Source organism: Mesorhizobium sp. M0621, from assembly GCF_040320745.1.
GTDB lineage: Bacteria > Pseudomonadota > Alphaproteobacteria > Rhizobiales > Rhizobiaceae > Mesorhizobium.
Map to the genome: position 1 here is coordinate 1 of NZ_JAMYQF010000046.1, position 17,962 is coordinate 17,962.

The following is a 17,962-nucleotide window of genomic DNA, read 5'->3' on the forward strand; positions in this document are numbered from 1 at the left end:
TTCTTTTTTTTGCGGTTGGTGCTTTTCTTTTTTTTTTTATATCCCCCCACCCCTCCCCCCCCCCTCCGGGGGGGGCGCTCGGGGGGGGGGGGGGGCCTGCCGCGCCCCCCCCCCCCCCCCCCCCCGGCGCTGACCGAGGAGCTTTTCGACGCGCTGCTGGAACTGCGACTGAAGCGCTTTCGCGAGCTTGGGCGTTTCGACCTCCTGACGCAGGCCCCGGTCGTCGACTTCTATCGCGACGCGGCACTGCAAGGCCTGTCCGATGGATCGGTGCGGCTGTTCGGGCTGCGCGTCGGTGAAGCCTGGCTCGCCTCCATCTACGTGCTGGCCAGAAAAGGCACACTTCACACCCTCCTGCTCGGCATCGACCAGAATGCGGTCGCCAATGTCTCACCCGGCCTGACGATGATGGGCAAGCTGATGATGTGGGCGCGCGGAAATGGTTTCGACTATTTCGACCTGTCGGTCGGCAGCCAGGGCTACAAGGAACATATCGGCGCCTCGAGTTCGGTTCTGGCTGAGATCTGCGAACCGATAACGGTGCGGGGCAGGGCTGCGAACGCAGCCATTTTGCTGCGCAGCCGGGCCGAAGGTATGGTGCGCTCCAATCCGCGGCTGCTAAAGGCCGTTCGGAACCTGGTGAGCCGCTTGCGGCGATTGAGGGACTGAAGGCATCCGACCTCGCCTGGCTTGACAAAGCCTTGGTCAGGGCCCCACGCGCGGCCAGCCATTTGGGCTTTGGGGATTTCAATGAAAAAGACTTACGAAAAGCCGACGCTCAACAAGCGCCAGCAGCTCTCGCGCGTCACAGCGGTGTTCGCCGGGTCGGCACCACCATCCTGACAGGCTAACAGTCGTTCGACTGTCGCGACCATCAAACCCGCCGCCGCAAGGTGGCGGATTTCTTGTCCTCCGATCCCGGTACAGAGCGTATGAAACCGCCTCGGGAACACCACATATCGATCCGTTCCAGCATCCACCGGCACGTTGCTCAATCGCCTGTGATCGTGGACGGCGACAAGCACAAGCTCCTGTTGGAGGCGTTCAAGCGCTTGTGGCCTTGCCCAGCAATCAACGCTTCACATCGCTTCCGACTCGAAAAGCAGCATCATGGCATCGTCGTCTTCAGGCGCGTATTTGCGCCGGTCGACGGCGCAGGCCTTGCCGATCTCACTGGCAAACGCCGCGCGAATGGCGTCCAGACTGTCGAAATAGAGGGTCGCGACGATGTAGGGTATCTCGCCCGGCGACAGGTTCACGATCGGCTGCTTGCTGACATCATAGCGACGCAGGCCGGGAAGCTGCTTTGCGAGCGGCAGATGGATGTCGAAATAGTGCCGGTCGAAGGCGGCCGGATCGGCCGGTGTTTTGTAGATGACAAGCATTTTGGCCATGGCGTGCTCCCTTTGTCTCGCATGATCGGCGCTGCGATGTTCGTTGGCGCCGCACCAGTGTCGTTCGCGAGGAGCGGATTTCGACAAAGGGGGCGGATTTTTCGCAAGACCGACAGCATGACGCCGTCCCCTCGTGATATTTCGCGCACCGTCATGCCTTTCGATAATCGGCAAGTTGATGCGCGCGCGGGCAACCGCGTCTGAGCGGCTGAGCAAGGACGTCTCGCAGAGCTATTTCAGCGCTGGCTTGACAAAGTCATGGCGCGGGCCCCACTTGCCACAGCCGTTTGGGACTTTGGGGATACCGATGAAAAAAACTTACGAAAAGCCGACCCAGCTCTCCCGCGTCACGGCGATATCGATCCCGTCAGTAACCTGACAGGCAAATCGCCGTTCGACGATCGCGACCATCAAACCCGCTGCCGCAAGGCGGCGTTTTTTTTGACCTCATCCTGCATGGCCCACTTGCAGCGGAAGGCACCGCGCCACAGCGCACGATATCAGCCGTTTGCACCGAAATTGACAGGACACCTCGTCTCCGTCATCCTTGAGGCCAGTCGCCAGGCTGCGGACAGCGGCCGCGTTGCATGTCAGGGCGACCGAGGGCAGCGTCATGTTCAGTCCCGTCATCGGCCAGAATTCCAAGCGCGCCGCGGTGCGCAAGGCGCTCGACCGCCACAAGGTCTACATCACCGCGCAGAGTTTTTCGGCCGGCACCTACCAGGCCCGCGTTCTGGTCGACGGCGAGGCCTATTGGGTCGATGAATTCCGGCTTGCGCAGTTGCAGCAGGGGCTGTCGCCGGCCGAGCTAGAATTGACGCCGGCCACCGACGATTGAGAGTGTGACTTCCATCCGTTCGTACCGCGCCGGGAAATCCGAAATGCTGGCGGGAAAGCCGTAGTTGCCGCCACCGACACCTGACCCATGCCGTCCCCCAAGCTCAAAACCTATCGCGCCAAGCGCGAATTCTCGAAGACGCCGGAACCGGCCGGCGGGCTCGTTGCCGGCGAAGGCAACCGCTTCGTCGTCCACAAGCATCACGCCACGTCAGATCACTATGATCTGCGGCTGCAGGTCGGCGACGTCTTGAAGAGCTGGGCGGTGCCGCGCGGGCCTTCGCTCAATCCGGCCGACAAGCGCCTGGCGGTCGAGACCGAGGATCATCCGCTCGAATATATCGACTTCGAGGGCGTCATCCCCGAGGGCGAGTATGGCGGCGGGCCGATGATCGTCTGGGACACCGGCACCTGGGCGCCGATGGACGATGTCGAAAAGAGTTTCAAGACCGGCGCCTTCAAGTTTCGCCTTGCCGGCGACAAGCTCAATGGCGGCTGGATGCTGACCCGGCTGAAACCAAAGCTTGGCGAGGACGAGACCAGGAAGAACTGGCTGCTGTTCAAGGAGCGCGACCTTGCCGCCGACACCGTGCTCGATATCTTGGAAGCGCGGCCCGAAAGCGTCAAATCCGGATTGCGCATAGAGGAACTCGTGGCGCCGGCGAAACCGGCCGCCAGATCCGCGCCGAAGCCAGGTTCGTTGAAGCCCGGCACGCTGCCGGGGGCGTTCAAGGCGCCGATGCTTGCCCGCATCGAGCCGCAGCTGGCCACGCAGGTGCCAAACCCGCCGTCTGGCGAGGACACCGGGGAGACATGGCTGCACGAGATCAAATTCGACGGCTACCGCACCATGGCGCAGCTCAGCGACGGTGTGGTCAAGCTCATCACCCGTGGCGGGATCGACTGGACGAGGCGCTATGGCGACCTGCCCGACGCCTTTGCGAAACTGCCGTGCCGCGACGCCATCATCGATGGCGAGATCGTCGTGCTCGACGCCAGGGGCATCAGCCGCTTCGCGCTGCTGCAGGACGCGCTGGCAGAAGGCGCCGGCAGCAAGCTGCACTTCTACGCCTTCGACCTTCTCTATCTTGATGGCTGGGACCTGACCAAGGCGCCGCTTGTCCGGCGCAAGGCATTGCTGGCGCAGATGCTGTCGGGCCTCGGCGCCAATTCCGCCATCCAGTTCTCCGACCATGTCGAGGGCTCGGGGCAGGGGCTCTACGATCAGGCTTCGGAACTCGGGCTGGAGGGCGTCGTCTCCAAGCGCGCCACCGCAACCTATCAGAGCGGCCGCACCAAGAGCTGGACCAAGACCAAGGCGTTGCAAAGCGGCAATTTCGTCATTGCCGGCTACACCACGTCGGATGCGGCCGAGGGCCTGGCAGCCCTCGGGCTTGCCGAATTCGAGGACGGTGAATTGCACTATCGCGGCAAGGTCGGCACCGGCTTCGATGCCGGGACCGCCGCTGAATTGCTCGCCAGGCTGGAGCCGCTCACAGCAGGGGCGACGGCGCCGGAGGGGGCGCCGCGCGAAATCATGCGCGAGATGAACTGGGTGAAGCCGTTGCTCTCGGCCCGCATCCACTACGCCAACCGCACATCGGACAATGCGCTGCGCCACGCGGTGTTCAGAGGCTTGCGCGATGTCGGCCTGTCGACGCCGGTGTCGGCGAAACGCAAGCGGCTGATCGCCGAGGCTGATCTCGCCACCATCTGGGTGACCAACCCAACGCGGCGGCTGTTCGGCAAGACTGGCCCGACCAAGCTCGACATTGCCGTCTACTACGCGCTGGTCGGCGACTTCATGCTGCCGCACATTCTTGGCCGCCCTGTGTCGCTGGTGCGCTGCCCGACCGGCCTGCCGAAGGACTGTTTCTTCCAGCGCCATGCCTTCACCGGCATGCCGCCCTCGGTGGTGACGTTCGAGGCGACCAATTCCGAAGGCGAGACCAAATCTTATCTCTCGGTGGAAGGCGCAAAAGGTTATCTGGCGCTGGCGCAGTTCGGCGTCGTCGAGTTCCACACCTGGGGCACCCACCGCACCAGCCTCGACAGGCCCGACCAGATCGTCTTCGACCTCGACCCGGGTGAGGGGATTTCCTGGCGCGAGGTGGTCGAAGCCGCGGTGCACATCAAGGGCGAGCTGGAAGGGCTGGGGCTGGTGCCGTTCGCCAAGACGTCCGGCGGCAGCGGCATCCACATCACCGTGCCGGTGACGGGCAAGCAGAACTGGAAGAAACTGCACCAGGCGACCAGCGCCATTGCCACGCATCTGACGGCCACCGCGCCCGATACCTTCACCACCACCATGGGCAAGGACAATCGCAAAAAGCGCATCTTCATCGACTACCACCGCAATGCGCGCGGCCACACCTCGGCGGCGCCCTATTCGCTGCGCGCCCGCACCAACTTGCCGGCCTCGACGCCGGTGAGCTGGTCGGATCTCGAATCCATCGATGCGCCGCAGGACCTGAACTATTCCTCGCTGCCGGGGCTGCTCGCGACGTCAGGGGATCCATGGGCGGATATCGACGAGTTCGCGCGGGATTTGCCTGCCTTGAAGAACTAGGGTTCCTCGCCCCCATGAAATGGGGGAGAAGTGTCCGCGAAGCGGACGGAGAGGGGGCCAGCGCCAGCGGTTGAAGATGGCTTCTCTGGTCCAGCTTGGGATAGGTTTGCGCCATTCCCCCTCTCCGTCTCGGCTTCGCCGAGCCACCTCTCCCCCGCTCCGCGGGGGCGAGGAACCCAGGTTCTGCGACGCAGATACCGGACTCCATCGACGCTTCCGACAATTTGAATTATTCTCCACTCACGACCTCAAGGACGTAACGGAAGATTTCGTCAGGAATTTCCCTGTATCGTGCGGGGTCGGTGTAGGATTTGCGCAGCCTCGTTCGTCCTTCGGACGAAAAGCGCTGCAGAGAGTATGATCCCGAAAAGTGGGAACCGGTTTTCGGATAAGATCATGCTCAAGCTAAAATGTCAGTGCATGGCCGCGTAGGAGTGTTTCATGGCGCCCAGGGCAAGTTGGAAAGGTTATCTCAAACTCAGTCTGGTCAGCTGTCCGGTGCGGCTATACCCCGCCACCAGCGCCAGCGAGCGTATCAGCTTCAACCAGCTGCACAAGAAGACCCACAACCGCATCAACATGAAGCCGGTCGACCCGGAACTCGGGCTGGTCGAGCGTTCGGATCTGGTCAAGGGTTACGAATACGAGGACAAGCAGTACATCATCATCGATGATGCCGACCTCGATGCGGTGCGCATCGAATCCAACCACACGATGAACATCGAGGCTTTCGTCGACGAGGACGAGGTCGACGTCATCTATCAGGACGCGCCGTACTATCTGGCGCCCGATGGCGCGATGGCGGAAGAAACTTTCGCCGTGCTGCGCGAAGCGATGCGTAAATCCGGCAAGCTGGCGATTGCCCGCCTTGTGCTGTCCAGCCGGGAACGCGTGGTGACGATCGGCGCGCGCGAGAACGGCATGTTCGTGTGCACGTTGAGGAACCCGAACGAAGTGCGCGGCACGGCTGAGTATTTCGGCAATATCCCTGCCGGCAAGCCCGATGCGGAAATGCTGCAGCTGGCCGAAGCGCTGATCAAGCAGAAGGAAACCACCTTCGATCCCAAGAACTATGAGGACCGCTACGAGGCGGCACTCATGACGATGATCCGCGAGAAGCTGAAGGGCCACAAGCCGATCATCGCGGCGGCACCCGAGCGCGGCAATGTCATCAATTTGATGGATGCGCTGAAGGCCAGCCTGTCGCAGTCGAAGCCGCCTGCCAAGTCGAAGAGCAAGGCCGACGAGGTCGCCAAGCCCGCCGCCAAGAAGGTGGCAGCGGGCGGCGCTGCTGAAAATCCGCTGAAGGCCAATCTGCTGAAGGCGGTCGGCAAGAGCAAGAAATGACGGCACAAGCCGTCCTGGGCGCCGTCTTCGGCACCATCGGCGCGCTGGCGGCGTTCCCGATCAGGCTGGCAGCACGCGAAGTCGAGCGCCAGCACGGCCAGTTGCGGCGCGGTGTTGTCAGGCGCACCACGCATGTCGTGTTCGGGCGGACACTGTTGGCCAAGGCCGGGCTCTCCAGGAACGGTGACGCCGAAATCGAGCGCCGCGTCTCCGCCGAGCGCGCGGCTGGACGCGTACTTCTCAGTGAAAACGGCTTCCTGCGACTGCTCGGGCTGATGAAAGCGCCGGAAGCATCTTCGCTGTCGCGGCAATCGCTGATCGAGCAATCGCGGCTATCGGGCGCCGACCTCGACCTGCTCAGCCTGTTCGATGCGTTCGAGCATGACGCAGAACCCTATTCCTTCCGCGACCTGATCCTGGCGCGCAAATATGCCGGGCTTATAGCCGGCGGTGCGACATGGGGCGCGATCGCGCGCTCCGTCCATCGTTCGGGCCCGGTCGCTTCGCTGACCGCCAAGTCGCTCAATGTCGGCTCACAGCATGGGCGCGCTGACGCGATCTATCTCGACGGTGGCCAGAGCGAACTCGATGGGCAATTGCTGTTCGATTTGGGCAACGCCGGTTCAACTGGCGACGACACGCTGGAAGAATTGTTTGCCGAGGCGGAAGCGGCGGAGGAGGGCGGTGACCATGATGGAGCTGCCGCGCTCTACCAGCGCTGTCTGGCCATCGACCCGAGCGACGCGATTGCGGCCTTCAACCGCGCCAACTGCCTGCGCGCCGGCGGCCACGCGACGGACGCCGCGCACGATTATGCCCGGGCGATAAAACTCGATCCGGCCTTCGTCGAGGCCTGGTTCAACCTTGCCGGGCTGATGAGCGAGCAAGGCCGCGAAGCCTCGGCGCGAAGGCACCTGCAGAAGGCGATCGCGCTCGACAAGACCTATGCCGATCCGGTGTTCAACCTCGCCCGACTGGAATTCGACGCCGGCAATCTGCTGGAGGCGCGGCGGCTGTGGGCGCGGTATCTCGAGCTCGACGCGGAGTCGGAATGGGCTGGGGTGGCGGCCAAGGGGGTGCAGTTCGTGGATATGCAGCTGGCGCGGACGGCGGGGGTGAGGATTGATGGTCGCGCTTGAACACCCCCCTCTGTCCTGCCGGACATCTCCCCCGCAAGGGGGGAGATCGGATGGCACCACTGCTTTCGCTAACCATCAACTGTGCTGTGCAAGCGGGGCGGTGAAGCTGCCAATCTCCCCCCTTGCGGGGGAGATGTCCGGCAGGACAGAGGGGGGTGCGAAGGAACGCGACCTTTCCGGGAAGGCCGCCCCATGACCACCTTCCTCTTCGACGGCCACGACACCGCCCCCGTCACCATTCTGCTCGCCCATGGCGCCGGTGCGTCGATGGATTCGCCCTCGATGACCGCCACCGCCAAGGCGCTGGCCGCGGCCGGCTTCCAGGTCGCGCGCTTCGAGTTCCACTATATGGCCGCGCGCCGCTACGGCCATCGCAAGCCACCGCCGCGGGCCGAGACGGTGAACCCGGAATATATCAAGGCGATAGCCGACCTCAGGGCTAAGGGCGTGACCGGCCCGCTCATCATCGGCGGCAAGTCGATGGGCGGGCGGGTCGCTTCGATGGTCGCCGACGAGATGTTTGCCAAGGGCGAGATTTCAGGGCTGGTCTGCCTCGGCTACCCCTTCCACCCGCCGGCCAAGCCCGAGCAATTGCGCACCAAACACCTTGCCGACCTCAAGACGCCAACGCTGATCTTCCAGGGCACACGCGACGAGTTCGGCACACAGGACGAGGTTGCGACTTACGACCTTTCCGACCGCATCGAGGTCCACTGGTTGGAGGATGGCGACCACGACCTGAAGCCGCGCAAGAGCGTCTCGGGTTTCTCCGCCGCCGATCATCTGAAGACGCTGGCCGAGGCGGTGAAGGCGTGGTCGGGCCGGATCGTTTCCTGAAGCGATGAAGGTTGCCTCGTTCAACATCAACAACATCAACAGCCGGCTGGACAATTTGCTGGCGTGGCTGGCGGCGGCAAAGCCCGATGTCGTCTGCCTGCAGGAGTTGAAGGCGCGCGACACGCAGTTTCCGCGCTCTGCTCTAGCCGCGGCCGGCTATGGCGCGGTGTGGAAGGGCGAGCCGACCTGGAACGGCGTCGCCATTCTCGCGCGGGGCTCGGAACCGGTGCTGACCCGCGATGGCTTGCCCGGCGATGATGCCGACAGCCAGAGCCGCTACATCGAGGCGGCGGTGAACGGCATTGTCATCGCTTGCCTCTATGCGCCGAACGGCAATCCGCGGCCCGGCCCGAAATTCGCCTACAAGCTGGCATGGCACGCGCGACTGGAGGCGCATGCCGAACAGTTGCTCGACACCGGCCTGCCAGTGGTGCTGGCCGGCGATTACAACATCGTGCCCGAGCCGCGTGACATCTATGCCACCCACTCCTATGACGACAACGCGCTGGTGCAGCCGGAAAGCCGGGCTTCCTTCGCTGCCTTGATCGAGCAGGGCTGGACGGACGGCCTGCGCAAGAAGCATCCGAAGGAAACGCTCTACACATTCTGGGATTATCGCCGCAACCGTTGGCCACGCGACGCCGGGCTTCGGCTTGACCACATCTTGCTGTCGAAGAAACTGGCACGGCGCCTGACCGCCGCCGGCATCGACCGCGACGTGCGCGGTGAGGACGGCGCCAGCGACCATGCGCCGGTGTGGGTGGAGCTGAAATAGGCGATTGGTCCAAGCCATTTGCGGCGGGCGCGTTGGAGGCGACGGATCAAAGATCCTCTCGGTGATGAGGAACGGACACGGGCGCCCACAGCAGGCTCTTGGCGACACGCGCTTGCCGCTGATAGTCTCGACCCTGATGACCGCATTGCACATGCCTTGATCGTCTCCCCTGCCGTGCTATGTAAAAACCATGTCAGCACCCAGCCTCGCGGCCAACGCGCCGCTCATTGTCATCGATCTCCAGACCGGCATGTTCGACGGTGTGCACGAGCCGCCGATCCATGATGCGCCAGGCATTGTCGAGCGTGCCCGAGCGGTGATCGACTGGGCGCGGCGCAACGGGCGCAAGGTTGCTTTTGTCAGGCACGATGGACCCGTGGGCGATCCGCTGGCGCCGGGTGAATCGGGATGGCCGGTGTGGCCGGCACTTGGTCAGGCCGAGAACGAGCCGACCTTTGCCAAATCCGTGGGCGATGCCTTCAGCAATCCCGCCTTCGGCGACTGGGTTGCCGGGCAGGGCGCTGGCGCGGTCATACTGGTGGGCGCGCAGACCGATTTTTGCGTAGCGGCGACGGTCAAGGGCGCGATGGCCAGAGGGCTTGGCGTGACCGTGATTTCCGATGCCCACAGCACGCTGGACAATGCTAGCGAGAGTGCCGAGCAGGTCATCGCCCGGCACAATGGCGAATTCGCCGAGGCCGGCGTCAATCTGGTGACGACAAAGGCGCTGGTCGGCGGCTGAATCTCTCACGAATTTGGCGGCGGGCTGTCTCTTCGCGCGGTGGATGACAGCGCCGGGCGCCTGCCGTGGTCGACGCGGACGGGGGGGCGCATGTTGGGATGGCTCGGGCGCCCGCGTCAACCAGGGCGGCTCGTACCGCCGCATTAGCAGCATTGCACATTGCACGCCGGCCGAAACTTCCGCGATAGCGGAATAGGCCCGGGCTAAAGTGCGGATTCGGTGCCCGAATCTCGGCGCGCCAAGAAACAGTTTCTCTTTCCCGCGGCATTGATCGCCGGCGGGCGAGCGGCGACGACTGGCGCTGCTGTATGTTCCCACCGGTGCATCCAGGCTCGATCAGTTTGCCGCTTTGCCATCCGCCGCCTGAATCGATCGGGCGGGCGGCGAAGACAGCGCGCGTTGATCCGATGGCGGCTCGCTGAAATAGAGAGAACTGCCCAGGACGAGGAACACGATGCCCACCGCCATCAACCCGACCATCAACACCGCAATCGCCGTACCCGGGCCGTGGCCTGTCTTGACGATGGTGGATCGATGGGGCATCGCGCTGTTCCTTTGAATTGGATGCCGGCTGTTGTCCTGCAAGGTCTTTGCGGACAAACGACAAGCGGCGCCCGATGTTCCCTTGTGCGGGCTTCAATCGGTCACGTCGGGCTTTTGCGTTTTCCTGTGGGACCAAGGTCTTGGCGGCCGGACGCAAAGGTCCAAGGGACCCTGTTCGGTTCCGGCAATGTCCATTGGACGTTCCATTATTTTAGTCAAAACTGATATAATGCTCGGGCTAAAAACTTAGCCGGCCAAGCGTCTTTCGCCAATAATTCGGGCATGGAAAATGTGGTTTTGGCAAGATGCCTCTCACTCCGAGGCATCGAGATCCGCTTCTGGAGCCCGACCAGTTCGCGTTCATCGGGGATAAGCGACGCCGCCCACCCAAGTGATCCGGCTTACGTCTCGTCGAACCGCCCCTCGCGGGTCGGATGGCGCTTGATCGCGGCTTCTTCCTCGTCGTCGGGCAGCGCTTCATCGCTGTTCTGGTAGGCGTTGTCGTCGTCTTCTTCGGGCTGTTCGCCATCCTTCTCGGTGTCATAGCGGACGTCGCCGTTTTCGGAGCCAGGCAGGATCTGGCCGCCCTTGACCGCGTCCCAATCCTGTTGCTCGATGGTCGGGCCATCGGCCCGCGTTGCATCATCTTCGATATCGGTGCGTGGTTTGCTGCGCGGTGCCATGCTTGCCTCCAATCCTTGAAAAGACTGGGGGCGAAACTCAGGGTGCCGGAGGTTTGTTCCCGCGCCCGACGTGCAAAGACTGGGCGTGGTTCCGGATTGCCGCCGGCTTGCACGTCAGCCTAGCCACCACCACCGGGATTGTCGACGGTGGCCGTATAGTTGGCGAACACGCGGTTCCAGTCGTGCTGGCTGCCCGGTGGACTGTTGGCCACCTTGCGCCAGAAATCGAGATGGCCCTTGTTGGCCTTGTTCATGATCACTTCCTGCATGTGGTAGGAAGGCAGGCCGAGCCTGTTCAGCGCGGCAAAGGTCGACCACGTACCGGTGCGGCCGAAACCGGCTCCGATCAGCTTGAGTGTCATTTCCCCATCCCAAAAGGACTGACATTCTCCGATATTCCAGTCCCTGAGGATTACGTTGCGCCTGGATGGGAAACAACGCAATAAAATTCTCATGACTGGTTGGTCGACCAGCGGATTGCGATGTGTCCGTCGTGGCCATCTTGTCTTGCTCGTGAGCAAGGTAAGTCCGGTGAACGGCGCCGCCGATCACGACAAACATCAAGGTGAAGAGCATTAATATCTGCCCCGGATAGGCAACTTACCCGTGAAGCCTGAGAGATATTCCGCGCCAATTTTCGAGCATCGTTACAACAACCATTGAATACCTGGCCAAGCTCGTGATGCCTTCAATTCTGGAATTTGGAATGGAACCCCGGACCGGCGGTGGAGTTTCCATGCAGGGCGGGGTTTCAGTTACCATAGGAGAATGGTCATGAAACTTTATCTTTCGAGCGCAGCGGCCGCGATCGTCCTGATGGGCGGTATCGGTGCGGCACTGGCGGAAAATGTCGTCGTCGTCCAGCCGGAGCAGGAGACGGTCGTTCGCGAATACATCAAGAGGGAGCCGCTTGCGTCGGTGAACCTTCTGGGCGTCGAACTCAAGCTCGGCTCGTCGGTGCCGGATACGGTCGAACTGCGTGAGGTACCTGACGTCAGATATCGCGTCGCCGTTATCAATCACAAGACGGTCCTGGTCGATCCAGACACCCGTCAGATCGTCGAGGTGCTGCGCTGAATGATGGCATCGACACAAAGGTTTCCCGCGTCGAACCTGCCTTGGGAAAAAGCCCGTCACGACCTGGCAGCCGTGGCGGGCTCTATTTTTGAGGCCAGCCATGGGTCGGGCGGGAGCATCGATCGCCTCGGCCTGCGCGATCGGCCGCATGCATTGGACTGGCAAAGTCGTCCGCCAGGGTGCAGGGTTGCAGTCGTGCGAAACGTTCGTAAGCTGGCATGTTGATGCCTCGCATGCGCGCCGGCCGGCCGAGATTTGAAAGCCCTTCGATGACCATCTCGCCCATCGAGACTATTGGCGATGACGCTCCGCGCATCCTGCTTCTGCTTGGCAGTGCGCCCGACGCGGTGCGTTGCGAGCCCTGGCCGAAGCAGGCGTTCAGCCGGATCGTCGCCATCAACAATGCCTGGCGGGTGCGCCCCGACTGGGATTTCCTCGTCCATGCCGGCGATTTCCCGTCGGAGCGGCTGCCCCACGACGCGACCTTGCGACAGGCTCAGATATTCAGCGCCACGCAATATGTTCCGGCGCAAAACACCTTCGGCGGCTTCGTCTATGCCGGCGCCACGATGGCGCTGACCGCTGCCTATTGGACCATTCACAGCCAGAAGCCCGATGTGCTGGCATTCCTGGGCTGCGACATGATCTACGACCGGCCGGACAAGACGCATTTCTATGGTATCGGCCGTCCCGATCCGTTGCGCGATGACGTCACTTTGCGCAACCTCGAGGCCAAGTCGGCACGCTTGCTCGTTCAGGCGCTGAAACACGGCTGCCTGTGCATCAATCTGTCCGACCTGCCGCGCAGCCGGCTGGTCTTTCCCAGGCTCGCCTTCGACGAACTTGGCGGCCTTTCGCACGCGCGGATTGCCGACATGAAGGCGGACATTCTTGGCAACATCCGGCTCGACAAGGCCGAAAGGGCCGAGGAGATCGAGAGGGACCTCGGCTATTTCTACGAAGACGGTATGTACTGGAACCATCTCGACGAGATCGACGAGACGTTTCTTGCCGACATCGACAGGCTGTGGATGTCGGCCGTCGAGTAGAGGCGGGCGGGTTGAAGCTGCCGACCTCCCAATGGGGAGGGAGATCGGCCCCGTTGTCCGCTAAGCTTACTCCGCCGCCAGCCTGTCCTGCGTCTTTGTCTCGAAATCGCTGGCGTCGTGGCGCTCGTGCAGTTGCATGGCAGGCTCGCCGAAGGCACGGTTGACCATGCGGCCGCGCTTGACCGCCGGGCGTGCGTCGATCGCCTGGGCCCAGCGCTGCACATTCTTGTACTCCTGCACGGACAGGAACTCGGCGGAATCATTGTACATGCGGCCGAGCGCCAGCCCGCCATACCAGGGCCACACCGCCATGTCGGCAATGCTGTAGTCCTTGCCGCCGAGATATTCCGTCTCGGCCAGCCGGCGGTCGAGCACGTCCATCTGGCGCTTCACCTCCATCGAGAAGCGGTCGATGGCATATTCGAACTTTTCCGGCGCATAGGCGTAGAAATGGCCGAAGCCGCCGCCCAGATACGGCGCCGAGCCCATCTGCCAGAACAGCCACGACAGCACTTCGGCGCGGGCCGGCTGTTCGCTGGGAAGGAATTCGCCGAATTTTTCGGCGAGATAGACCAGGATCGAGCCGGATTCGAAGACGCGCACCGGCGTCTTGCCGCTGCGGTCCATCAGAGCGGGAATCTTGGAGTTGGGATTGACCTCGACGAAGCCGCTGCCGAACTGGTCGCCATCGTTGATGCGGATCAGCCAGGCATCGTATTCGGCGCCCTTGTGGCCGCGTGCCAAAAGCTCCTCCAGCATGACGGTCACCTTGACGCCGTTCGGCGTCGCCAGCGAATAGAGCTGCAGTGGGTGCTTGCCGACGGGCAGTTCCTTGTCATGCGTCGGGCCGGCGATCGGCCGGTTGATGCTGGCAAAGGCGCCGCCACTGGGCTTGTTCCATGTCCATACTTTCGGCGGGGTGTAGTCGGTCATCTCGGGGCCTCGTGTTCGGGGGGCTTGTGGAAAGGATGGGCAGATCCATCTACAACTAGGGCTGCGGATCGGGAAGTTCAACTTGCGTTGAACTATTGGTTTATGCCGGCGCCGCGGCGAGCTTCTCCTCCGCAAGGGGGAGCAGGTCAGCACTACACCCCTTGCACCATCTCCCATGCGGCATAGGTATAAGAGACATCGCCTCGCCAGAGCATTGCACGCAGGACAAAAGCATGACCATCAATCCCAATCCGCGCTCCGTCGTTGCCGTGCGGGCCACCGTTCCCGAAGATGCCTTTACGGCCGGGGCGCTCGGCACGCTCAGGGAAGGCAGCGGCGTCGTCATTCGCAATGACGGTTTGGTGCTGACCATCGGCTATCTCATCACCGAGGCGGACGAAGTCTGGCTGACCAGCCATGACGGCCGCGTCGTTCCCGCGCATGCGCTGGCCTATGACCAGGAATCGGGCTTCGGCCTGGTGCAGGCGCTGGCGCCGCTCGGCCTGCCGGCCGTGGCGCTGGGCGATGCCGGCAAGGCCAGGATCGGCGACGCGGTCGTGCTGGCCGACGGCATCGGCCAGTCGGTGCAAGCCAAGATCGTCACCAAGCAGGAATTCGCCGGTTATTGGGAGTATCTGCTCGACGAGGCGATCTTCATTGCGCCGGCGCACCCGTCCTGGGGTGGTGCCGGGCTGTTCGGCGCTGACGGCTCGCTGCTCGGCATCGGGTCGCTGCGCCTGCAGATGAGCCGCAACGGCGAAGTCGCCGACATCAACATGGTGGTGCCGATCGATCTTTTGCCGCCCATTCTCGACGATCTGCTGACGCGCGGCCAGGTGGCCAAGCCGCCGCGCCCGTGGCTCGGCGCCTTGTCGGCCGAAAGCGACGGCAGAGTGGTGGTGATGAGCGTCACCGAAGGCGGCCCGGCAGCCAAGGCCGGCCTGCGCGAGGGCGACATCATCTCCGACATTCGCGATGGCGCGGTCGACGGGCTGGCCGATTTCTACCGCAAACTGTGGGAGAGCGGCTCGGCCGGTGCCGAGATCCCGATGCGGGTGCTGCGCGATGGCCGCGAAACCTGGCTGCGCGTCAAGTCGGCCGATCGCGGCAGTTTTCTGAAAAAGCCGCAGTTGCAGTAGGCGCGTCAGCCACGCGATGCATCCAAGACTGCTCAAGACCTTCCTGGCGGTGGCACGAAGCCGCAACATCACACGCGCAGCCGAGGCGATCCATCTCGCACAATCGAGCGTCAGCGACCAGATCCAGGCGCTCGAAACGGAGCTTGGCGCCGTCTTGTTCACGCGTGCGAAGTCAGGCCTCGAGCTGACGCCGGCAGGGCTGGCGCTGAAGCCTGTCGCCGAGGATTTGTTGCGGCTCGATGGCGAGGCGCGCGCGGCCGTGCAGGCGGCGGCCGGGCAGACAAGCGGGCAGGTGACCATCGGCGCGCTGGAAACGATCGCCTCGGTCCGGCTGGCGCCCTGGCTGGCTGGGTTCCAGGCCGTCCATCCCGACATCACAGTGCGGATGAAGGTGGCGGGCAGCGGCACGCTGCTGCGCCTTCTGGAAGACGGCGAGATCGATGTCGCATTCTGCTTCGATCGTCGTGATGGGAGCAAGAACGTCTCCGATGAACGCTTCGTCAGGCGCACGATGGCGGCCGAACCGCTGGTGCTAGTCGCGGCTCCGGGGCAGGACAGCGCGGAGCATGACCTGGCCGCGCTTGCCGCACTCTCCTTCGTGGCCACGGAGCCCGGATGCGTCTACCGGCATATGTTCGACACGGCCTTTGCCGAGGCGGGCGTTGCCGCCCCAAAACTCGCCGTTGAAGTCGGCAGCATCGGCGCAATCGCGCGGCTGGTGGCAGCGGGCGCGGGGCTTGGCCTCGTGCCACGCCTTGGCGTCACGGATGCGCTCGCGCGTGGCGACATCGTTGAAATGCCGTGGCCCGGCGGGCTGCAGACTGCGGCGCTGGCAATGATCTGGCGACGTCGGCGCGTCCAGCCGCCGGCACTCAGGCAATTGCTCACTGCTGCGCGCAACACGCTGGTGCCGGTCCTGCCGTCCGCCAAGGCTGGTTCAGGACTTGAATCGGCGAACCGCCCCAAGGCCTTGTTTGCAAATAACTCCTGACGGAAGCAGCGGCGGCTCAGACGAGCCGATGGCCGCCCTCGACATGCAGCGTCGTTCCCGTCGTAAAACCGTTGCCGATCAGGAAGGTGATGGCGTCGGCTATGTCATCGGGCTGGCCGATCCGCCCGACCGGCAACCGCTCGGCCATCGCGGCCAGCGTCTCGTCCTTGCGATCGCCGGCCACCTGCGCCCAGATCATTGTGTCGACCCAGCCGGGTGAGACGGCATTGACGCGAATTGGCGCGAGCTCCACCGCCAGCGCCCGCACCAGCCCTTCGAGCGCCGCATTGACTGCGGCAACGACGGAGCCGCGCGCGGCCGGCCGGTAGGCCGCGATGCCGGAGACGAAGGTCATCGAGCCGGTCGCTGCCAGCCGTGGCGCGCCGTGCTTGGCGAGCAGGAGGGGGCCGTAGAGCTTGCTCTCGACCACCCTTTGCGCCGCCTTCAGGTCAAGCTCCGGCAACAGCTGGTAGGCGCCTTGGATGTCGGCCGCGGTGCTGACGATGTGATCGAGCCCGCCGATCCGTGTGAACAGTGCCGCGACCTGGTCCTCCCGGGTGATATCGGCGACAGCTACCTGCAGGCCGGAGGGATTGCCCAGCGCCTCGCGCGCCTGTTGCAGCCGGTCCTCGCCGCGCCCGGCGATGATCACCTCGGCACCGGCCTCGGCGCAATGCCTTGCCAGCGCCAGACCCATGCCGGAGCCGCCGCCGACGATCAGGATTTTCTGATTTGAGATGCTCATTTCGCTTTGCCTTTGTTTGGATGGACAGGGGCACGCAATTGGCAGTTCGGCATGGGCCAAGGGAAACGGAAGAAGCCGATAGCATCATCGGCAATGCCGATGGCGCTATCGGCGCGAGCATCGTCTCGCTCAGCGCACCAGCGGACTTTCCCAGACGACGAACAGCAGCGCTTTCAACTGGGCAAAGCGGTCTGGCCCGAGTTCGGTGCGCCACTCCTCCTCGATGTCGCGCAGGATATCGACCATCTTCCAGAAGGCGGCGTGGCCACGTTCGGTGGACCGCACCACGCGCGCGCTGCCGTCGCCGGGAATGTCTGAGCGGATGAGATAGCCGTAACCTTCGAGACTGCTGAGCAGCTGGTTGACGGCCTGCTTGCTCATGCCGGCACGCTCGGCGATGGTGCCAGGCCGCGCGCCGTCCGGGCCGGGAAACTGCAGCACCGCCATGTGCGGCAAGCGCAATTCGTCGAAACCGGCGGCGTTGAGTTCCTTGATCAGCCGCCGCTGGATCGCTTGTGCCGGCACGCGCAGCAGGGCGCCGATCAGCAGGTTTTCGGTCTTGGTCTGCAGAACTTCCGTCGAGGTGGCCATTGACGATCCGGTAAATTGAGTTTACTGATAGCTAGTAAATGTAATTTACCGGAGGGGTTTGCGCAATGTCAGTCATGAATCTTCAGGTCAATCCAGCCAATGAGACCATCGGCGACAAAGGGCTGTCGATTCGTTTCCTGGTGACGGGCGACAGTTCGAACGGCAGCATCGCCGCCTTCGAGTTGAAGGTGGCTAGCGGAATGCGGCTGCTGGCGCCGGCGCACAGCCATGATCACTACGAAGAGACGATCTATGGCATTGACGGGGTGCTGACCTGGACCGTCGACGGCAAGGCGATCGAGGTCGGCCCGGGCGAGGCGCTGTGCATTCCACGCGGCGCCGTCCACCGGTTCGACAACATGGGCATCAAGGACGCGACGGCGCTTTGCGTCGTCACGCCGGCGGCGATCGGCCCCGACTATTTCCGCGAGATCTTCGCCATGTTCTACGCCGCCGCCGGCGGTCCGCCGGACAAGGCCAGGATGATGGACATCATGCGCCGCCACGGGCTGACGCCGGCAGCACCGCCGCCGGCATAAAGCGCGACCTCGCCCTCTTGCCGTCGGCGGAA

At 63.5% G+C, this 17,962-nt stretch carries 21 protein-coding genes; 14 read left to right on the forward strand and 7 right to left on the reverse strand.

Features of this window, described 5'->3' with window-relative positions; translation table 11 throughout:
* Together NKI38_RS25110 and NKI38_RS33560 are read left to right on the forward strand one after the other, a co-directional pair.
* On the forward strand, positions 1-669 hold a 669-nt coding region (locus NKI38_RS25110; RefSeq protein ID WP_352662082.1), incomplete at its 5' end, for a GNAT family N-acetyltransferase.
* 81 nt (positions 670-750) lie between these two features.
* Entirely contained in the window at positions 751-843 is a 93-nt protein-coding gene (locus NKI38_RS33560; protein WP_502899386.1) for a putative RiPP precursor, read from the forward strand.
* A 236-nt stretch (positions 844-1,079) separates the two neighbouring features.
* Here NKI38_RS33560 and NKI38_RS25115 read toward each other — a convergent pair whose 3' ends face one another.
* Positions 1,080-1,394: an EthD family reductase gene (locus NKI38_RS25115; RefSeq protein ID WP_352662085.1), complete on the reverse strand. Its 315-nt coding sequence runs from the start codon at positions 1,392-1,394 to the stop codon at positions 1,080-1,082.
* 613 nt (positions 1,395-2,007) lie between these two features.
* Between NKI38_RS25115 and NKI38_RS25120 the strand changes: the two genes are divergently transcribed.
* From NKI38_RS25120 to NKI38_RS25150, 7 genes are all read left to right on the forward strand, one after another.
* Entirely contained in the window at positions 2,008-2,232 is a 225-nt protein-coding gene (locus NKI38_RS25120) for a hypothetical protein (RefSeq protein ID WP_352628746.1), read from the forward strand.
* An 87-nt stretch (positions 2,233-2,319) separates the two neighbouring features.
* On the forward strand, positions 2,320-4,800 hold the full coding sequence (ligD, locus tag NKI38_RS25125; RefSeq protein WP_352662088.1) for a DNA ligase D: 2,481 nt from the start codon (positions 2,320-2,322) through the stop codon (positions 4,798-4,800).
* A gap of 441 nt (positions 4,801-5,241) precedes the next feature.
* Positions 5,242-6,147 (forward strand): non-homologous end joining protein Ku, encoded by a 906-nt coding sequence (gene ku / locus NKI38_RS25130; RefSeq protein WP_352662091.1) that lies wholly within the window; start codon positions 5,242-5,244, stop codon positions 6,145-6,147.
* On the forward strand, positions 6,144-7,286 hold the full coding sequence (locus NKI38_RS25135; RefSeq protein WP_352662094.1) for a tetratricopeptide repeat protein: 1,143 nt from the start codon (positions 6,144-6,146) through the stop codon (positions 7,284-7,286). The genes ku and NKI38_RS25135 overlap by 4 nt, the downstream gene beginning before the upstream one ends.
* 192 nt (positions 7,287-7,478) lie before the next feature.
* On the forward strand, positions 7,479-8,123 hold the full coding sequence (locus NKI38_RS25140; RefSeq protein ID WP_352662097.1) for an alpha/beta hydrolase family protein: 645 nt from the start codon (positions 7,479-7,481) through the stop codon (positions 8,121-8,123).
* A 4-nt stretch (positions 8,124-8,127) separates the two neighbouring features.
* Positions 8,128-8,898: an exodeoxyribonuclease III gene (locus NKI38_RS25145; protein WP_352662100.1), complete on the forward strand. Its 771-nt coding sequence runs from the start codon at positions 8,128-8,130 to the stop codon at positions 8,896-8,898.
* Between the two features lie 190 nt (positions 8,899-9,088).
* Positions 9,089-9,640: an isochorismatase family protein gene (locus NKI38_RS25150; protein WP_352662103.1), complete on the forward strand. Its 552-nt coding sequence runs from the start codon at positions 9,089-9,091 to the stop codon at positions 9,638-9,640.
* 336 nt (positions 9,641-9,976) lie between these two features.
* On the opposite strand, the gene NKI38_RS25155 is transcribed toward NKI38_RS25150, so the two are convergent.
* The 3 genes from NKI38_RS25155 to NKI38_RS25165 all read right to left on the reverse strand — a co-directional run bounded on the left by NKI38_RS25155 (position 9,977) and on the right by NKI38_RS25165 (position 11,228).
* Entirely contained in the window at positions 9,977-10,225 is a 249-nt protein-coding gene (locus tag NKI38_RS25155) for a hypothetical protein (RefSeq protein WP_352662106.1), read from the reverse strand.
* A gap of 359 nt (positions 10,226-10,584) precedes the next feature.
* Complete coding sequence (locus NKI38_RS25160; RefSeq protein ID WP_352662109.1) at positions 10,585-10,866, reverse strand: hypothetical protein; 282 nt, start codon at positions 10,864-10,866, stop codon at positions 10,585-10,587.
* A 119-nt stretch (positions 10,867-10,985) separates the two neighbouring features.
* Positions 10,986-11,228 carry a sulfotransferase gene (locus NKI38_RS25165; protein ID WP_352628728.1) on the reverse strand — a complete coding sequence of 81 codons (243 nt, stop codon included), beginning with the start codon at positions 11,226-11,228 and terminating at the stop codon, positions 10,986-10,988.
* Between the two features lie 412 nt (positions 11,229-11,640).
* Between NKI38_RS25165 and NKI38_RS25170 the strand changes: the two genes are divergently transcribed.
* Both NKI38_RS25170 and NKI38_RS25175 read left to right on the forward strand, forming a co-directional pair.
* Positions 11,641-11,943: a DUF1236 domain-containing protein gene (locus tag NKI38_RS25170; protein ID WP_352662111.1), complete on the forward strand. Its 303-nt coding sequence runs from the start codon at positions 11,641-11,643 to the stop codon at positions 11,941-11,943.
* Between the two features lie 269 nt (positions 11,944-12,212).
* The gene (locus NKI38_RS25175; RefSeq protein WP_352662114.1) at positions 12,213-12,992 is read left to right on the forward strand and encodes a hypothetical protein; all 780 of its coding nucleotides are present in this window, start codon (positions 12,213-12,215) and stop codon (positions 12,990-12,992) included.
* Positions 12,993-13,058: 66 nt separating this feature from the next.
* Here the strand turns inward: NKI38_RS25175 and yghU are convergent, their stop codons facing one another.
* Positions 13,059-13,925, reverse strand: coding sequence for a glutathione-dependent disulfide-bond oxidoreductase (gene yghU, locus NKI38_RS25180; RefSeq protein WP_352662117.1), 867 nt, complete (start codon positions 13,923-13,925; stop codon positions 13,059-13,061).
* Between the two features lie 233 nt (positions 13,926-14,158).
* On the opposite strand from yghU, the gene NKI38_RS25185 reads away from it, so the two are divergent.
* Positions 14,159-15,064 carry a S1C family serine protease gene (locus NKI38_RS25185; protein WP_352628721.1) on the forward strand — a complete coding sequence of 302 codons (906 nt, stop codon included), beginning with the start codon at positions 14,159-14,161 and terminating at the stop codon, positions 15,062-15,064.
* A 16-nt stretch (positions 15,065-15,080) separates the two neighbouring features.
* Complete coding sequence (locus NKI38_RS25190; RefSeq protein WP_352662120.1) at positions 15,081-16,055, forward strand: LysR family transcriptional regulator; 975 nt, start codon at positions 15,081-15,083, stop codon at positions 16,053-16,055.
* Between the two features lie 16 nt (positions 16,056-16,071).
* On the opposite strand, the gene NKI38_RS25195 is transcribed toward NKI38_RS25190, so the two are convergent.
* Entirely contained in the window at positions 16,072-16,800 is a 729-nt protein-coding gene (locus NKI38_RS25195) for an SDR family oxidoreductase (protein WP_352662123.1), read from the reverse strand.
* Positions 16,801-16,929: 129 nt separating this feature from the next.
* Complete coding sequence (locus NKI38_RS25200; RefSeq protein ID WP_352662126.1) at positions 16,930-17,391, reverse strand: MarR family winged helix-turn-helix transcriptional regulator; 462 nt, start codon at positions 17,389-17,391, stop codon at positions 16,930-16,932.
* Between the two features lie 65 nt (positions 17,392-17,456).
* Between NKI38_RS25200 and NKI38_RS25205 the strand changes: the two genes are divergently transcribed.
* The gene (locus NKI38_RS25205; RefSeq protein ID WP_352662129.1) at positions 17,457-17,930 is read left to right on the forward strand and encodes a cupin domain-containing protein; all 474 of its coding nucleotides are present in this window, start codon (positions 17,457-17,459) and stop codon (positions 17,928-17,930) included.
* The last annotated feature ends 32 nt before the right edge of the window (positions 17,931-17,962 follow it).

Excerpts from the sequence above, each read along its gene's own strand:
- NKI38_RS25135 (WP_352662094.1), top strand. The coding sequence starts at position 6,144 with ATGACGGCACAAGCCGTCCTGGGCGCCGTCTTCGGCACCATCGGCGCG.
- NKI38_RS25150 (WP_352662103.1), top strand. The coding sequence starts at position 9,089 with ATGTCAGCACCCAGCCTCGCGGCCAACGCGCCGCTCATTGTCATCGAT.
- NKI38_RS25120 (WP_352628746.1), top strand. The coding sequence starts at position 2,008 with ATGTTCAGTCCCGTCATCGGCCAGAATTCCAAGCGCGCCGCGGTGCGC.
- NKI38_RS25145 (WP_352662100.1), top strand. The coding sequence starts at position 8,128 with ATGAAGGTTGCCTCGTTCAACATCAACAACATCAACAGCCGGCTGGAC.
- NKI38_RS25115 (WP_352662085.1), bottom strand. The coding sequence starts at position 1,394 with ATGGCCAAAATGCTTGTCATCTACAAAACACCGGCCGATCCGGCCGCC.
- NKI38_RS25190 (WP_352662120.1), top strand. The coding sequence starts at position 15,081 with ATGCATCCAAGACTGCTCAAGACCTTCCTGGCGGTGGCACGAAGCCGC.
- NKI38_RS25205 (WP_352662129.1), top strand. The coding sequence starts at position 17,457 with ATGTCAGTCATGAATCTTCAGGTCAATCCAGCCAATGAGACCATCGGC.
- NKI38_RS25175 (WP_352662114.1), top strand. The coding sequence starts at position 12,213 with ATGACCATCTCGCCCATCGAGACTATTGGCGATGACGCTCCGCGCATC.
- NKI38_RS25185 (WP_352628721.1), top strand. The coding sequence starts at position 14,159 with ATGACCATCAATCCCAATCCGCGCTCCGTCGTTGCCGTGCGGGCCACC.
- yghU (WP_352662117.1), bottom strand. The coding sequence starts at position 13,925 with ATGACCGACTACACCCCGCCGAAAGTATGGACATGGAACAAGCCCAGT.
- NKI38_RS33560 (WP_502899386.1), top strand. The coding sequence starts at position 751 with ATGAAAAAGACTTACGAAAAGCCGACGCTCAACAAGCGCCAGCAGCTC.
- NKI38_RS25195 (WP_352662123.1), bottom strand. The coding sequence starts at position 16,800 with ATGAGCATCTCAAATCAGAAAATCCTGATCGTCGGCGGCGGCTCCGGC.
- ku (WP_352662091.1), top strand. The coding sequence starts at position 5,242 with ATGGCGCCCAGGGCAAGTTGGAAAGGTTATCTCAAACTCAGTCTGGTC.
- NKI38_RS25200 (WP_352662126.1), bottom strand. The coding sequence starts at position 17,391 with ATGGCCACCTCGACGGAAGTTCTGCAGACCAAGACCGAAAACCTGCTG.
- NKI38_RS25170 (WP_352662111.1), top strand. The coding sequence starts at position 11,641 with ATGAAACTTTATCTTTCGAGCGCAGCGGCCGCGATCGTCCTGATGGGC.
- NKI38_RS25140 (WP_352662097.1), top strand. The coding sequence starts at position 7,479 with ATGACCACCTTCCTCTTCGACGGCCACGACACCGCCCCCGTCACCATT.
- NKI38_RS25160 (WP_352662109.1), bottom strand. The coding sequence starts at position 10,866 with ATGGCACCGCGCAGCAAACCACGCACCGATATCGAAGATGATGCAACG.
- ligD (WP_352662088.1), top strand. The coding sequence starts at position 2,320 with ATGCCGTCCCCCAAGCTCAAAACCTATCGCGCCAAGCGCGAATTCTCG.
- NKI38_RS25165 (WP_352628728.1), bottom strand. The coding sequence starts at position 11,228 with ATGACACTCAAGCTGATCGGAGCCGGTTTCGGCCGCACCGGTACGTGG.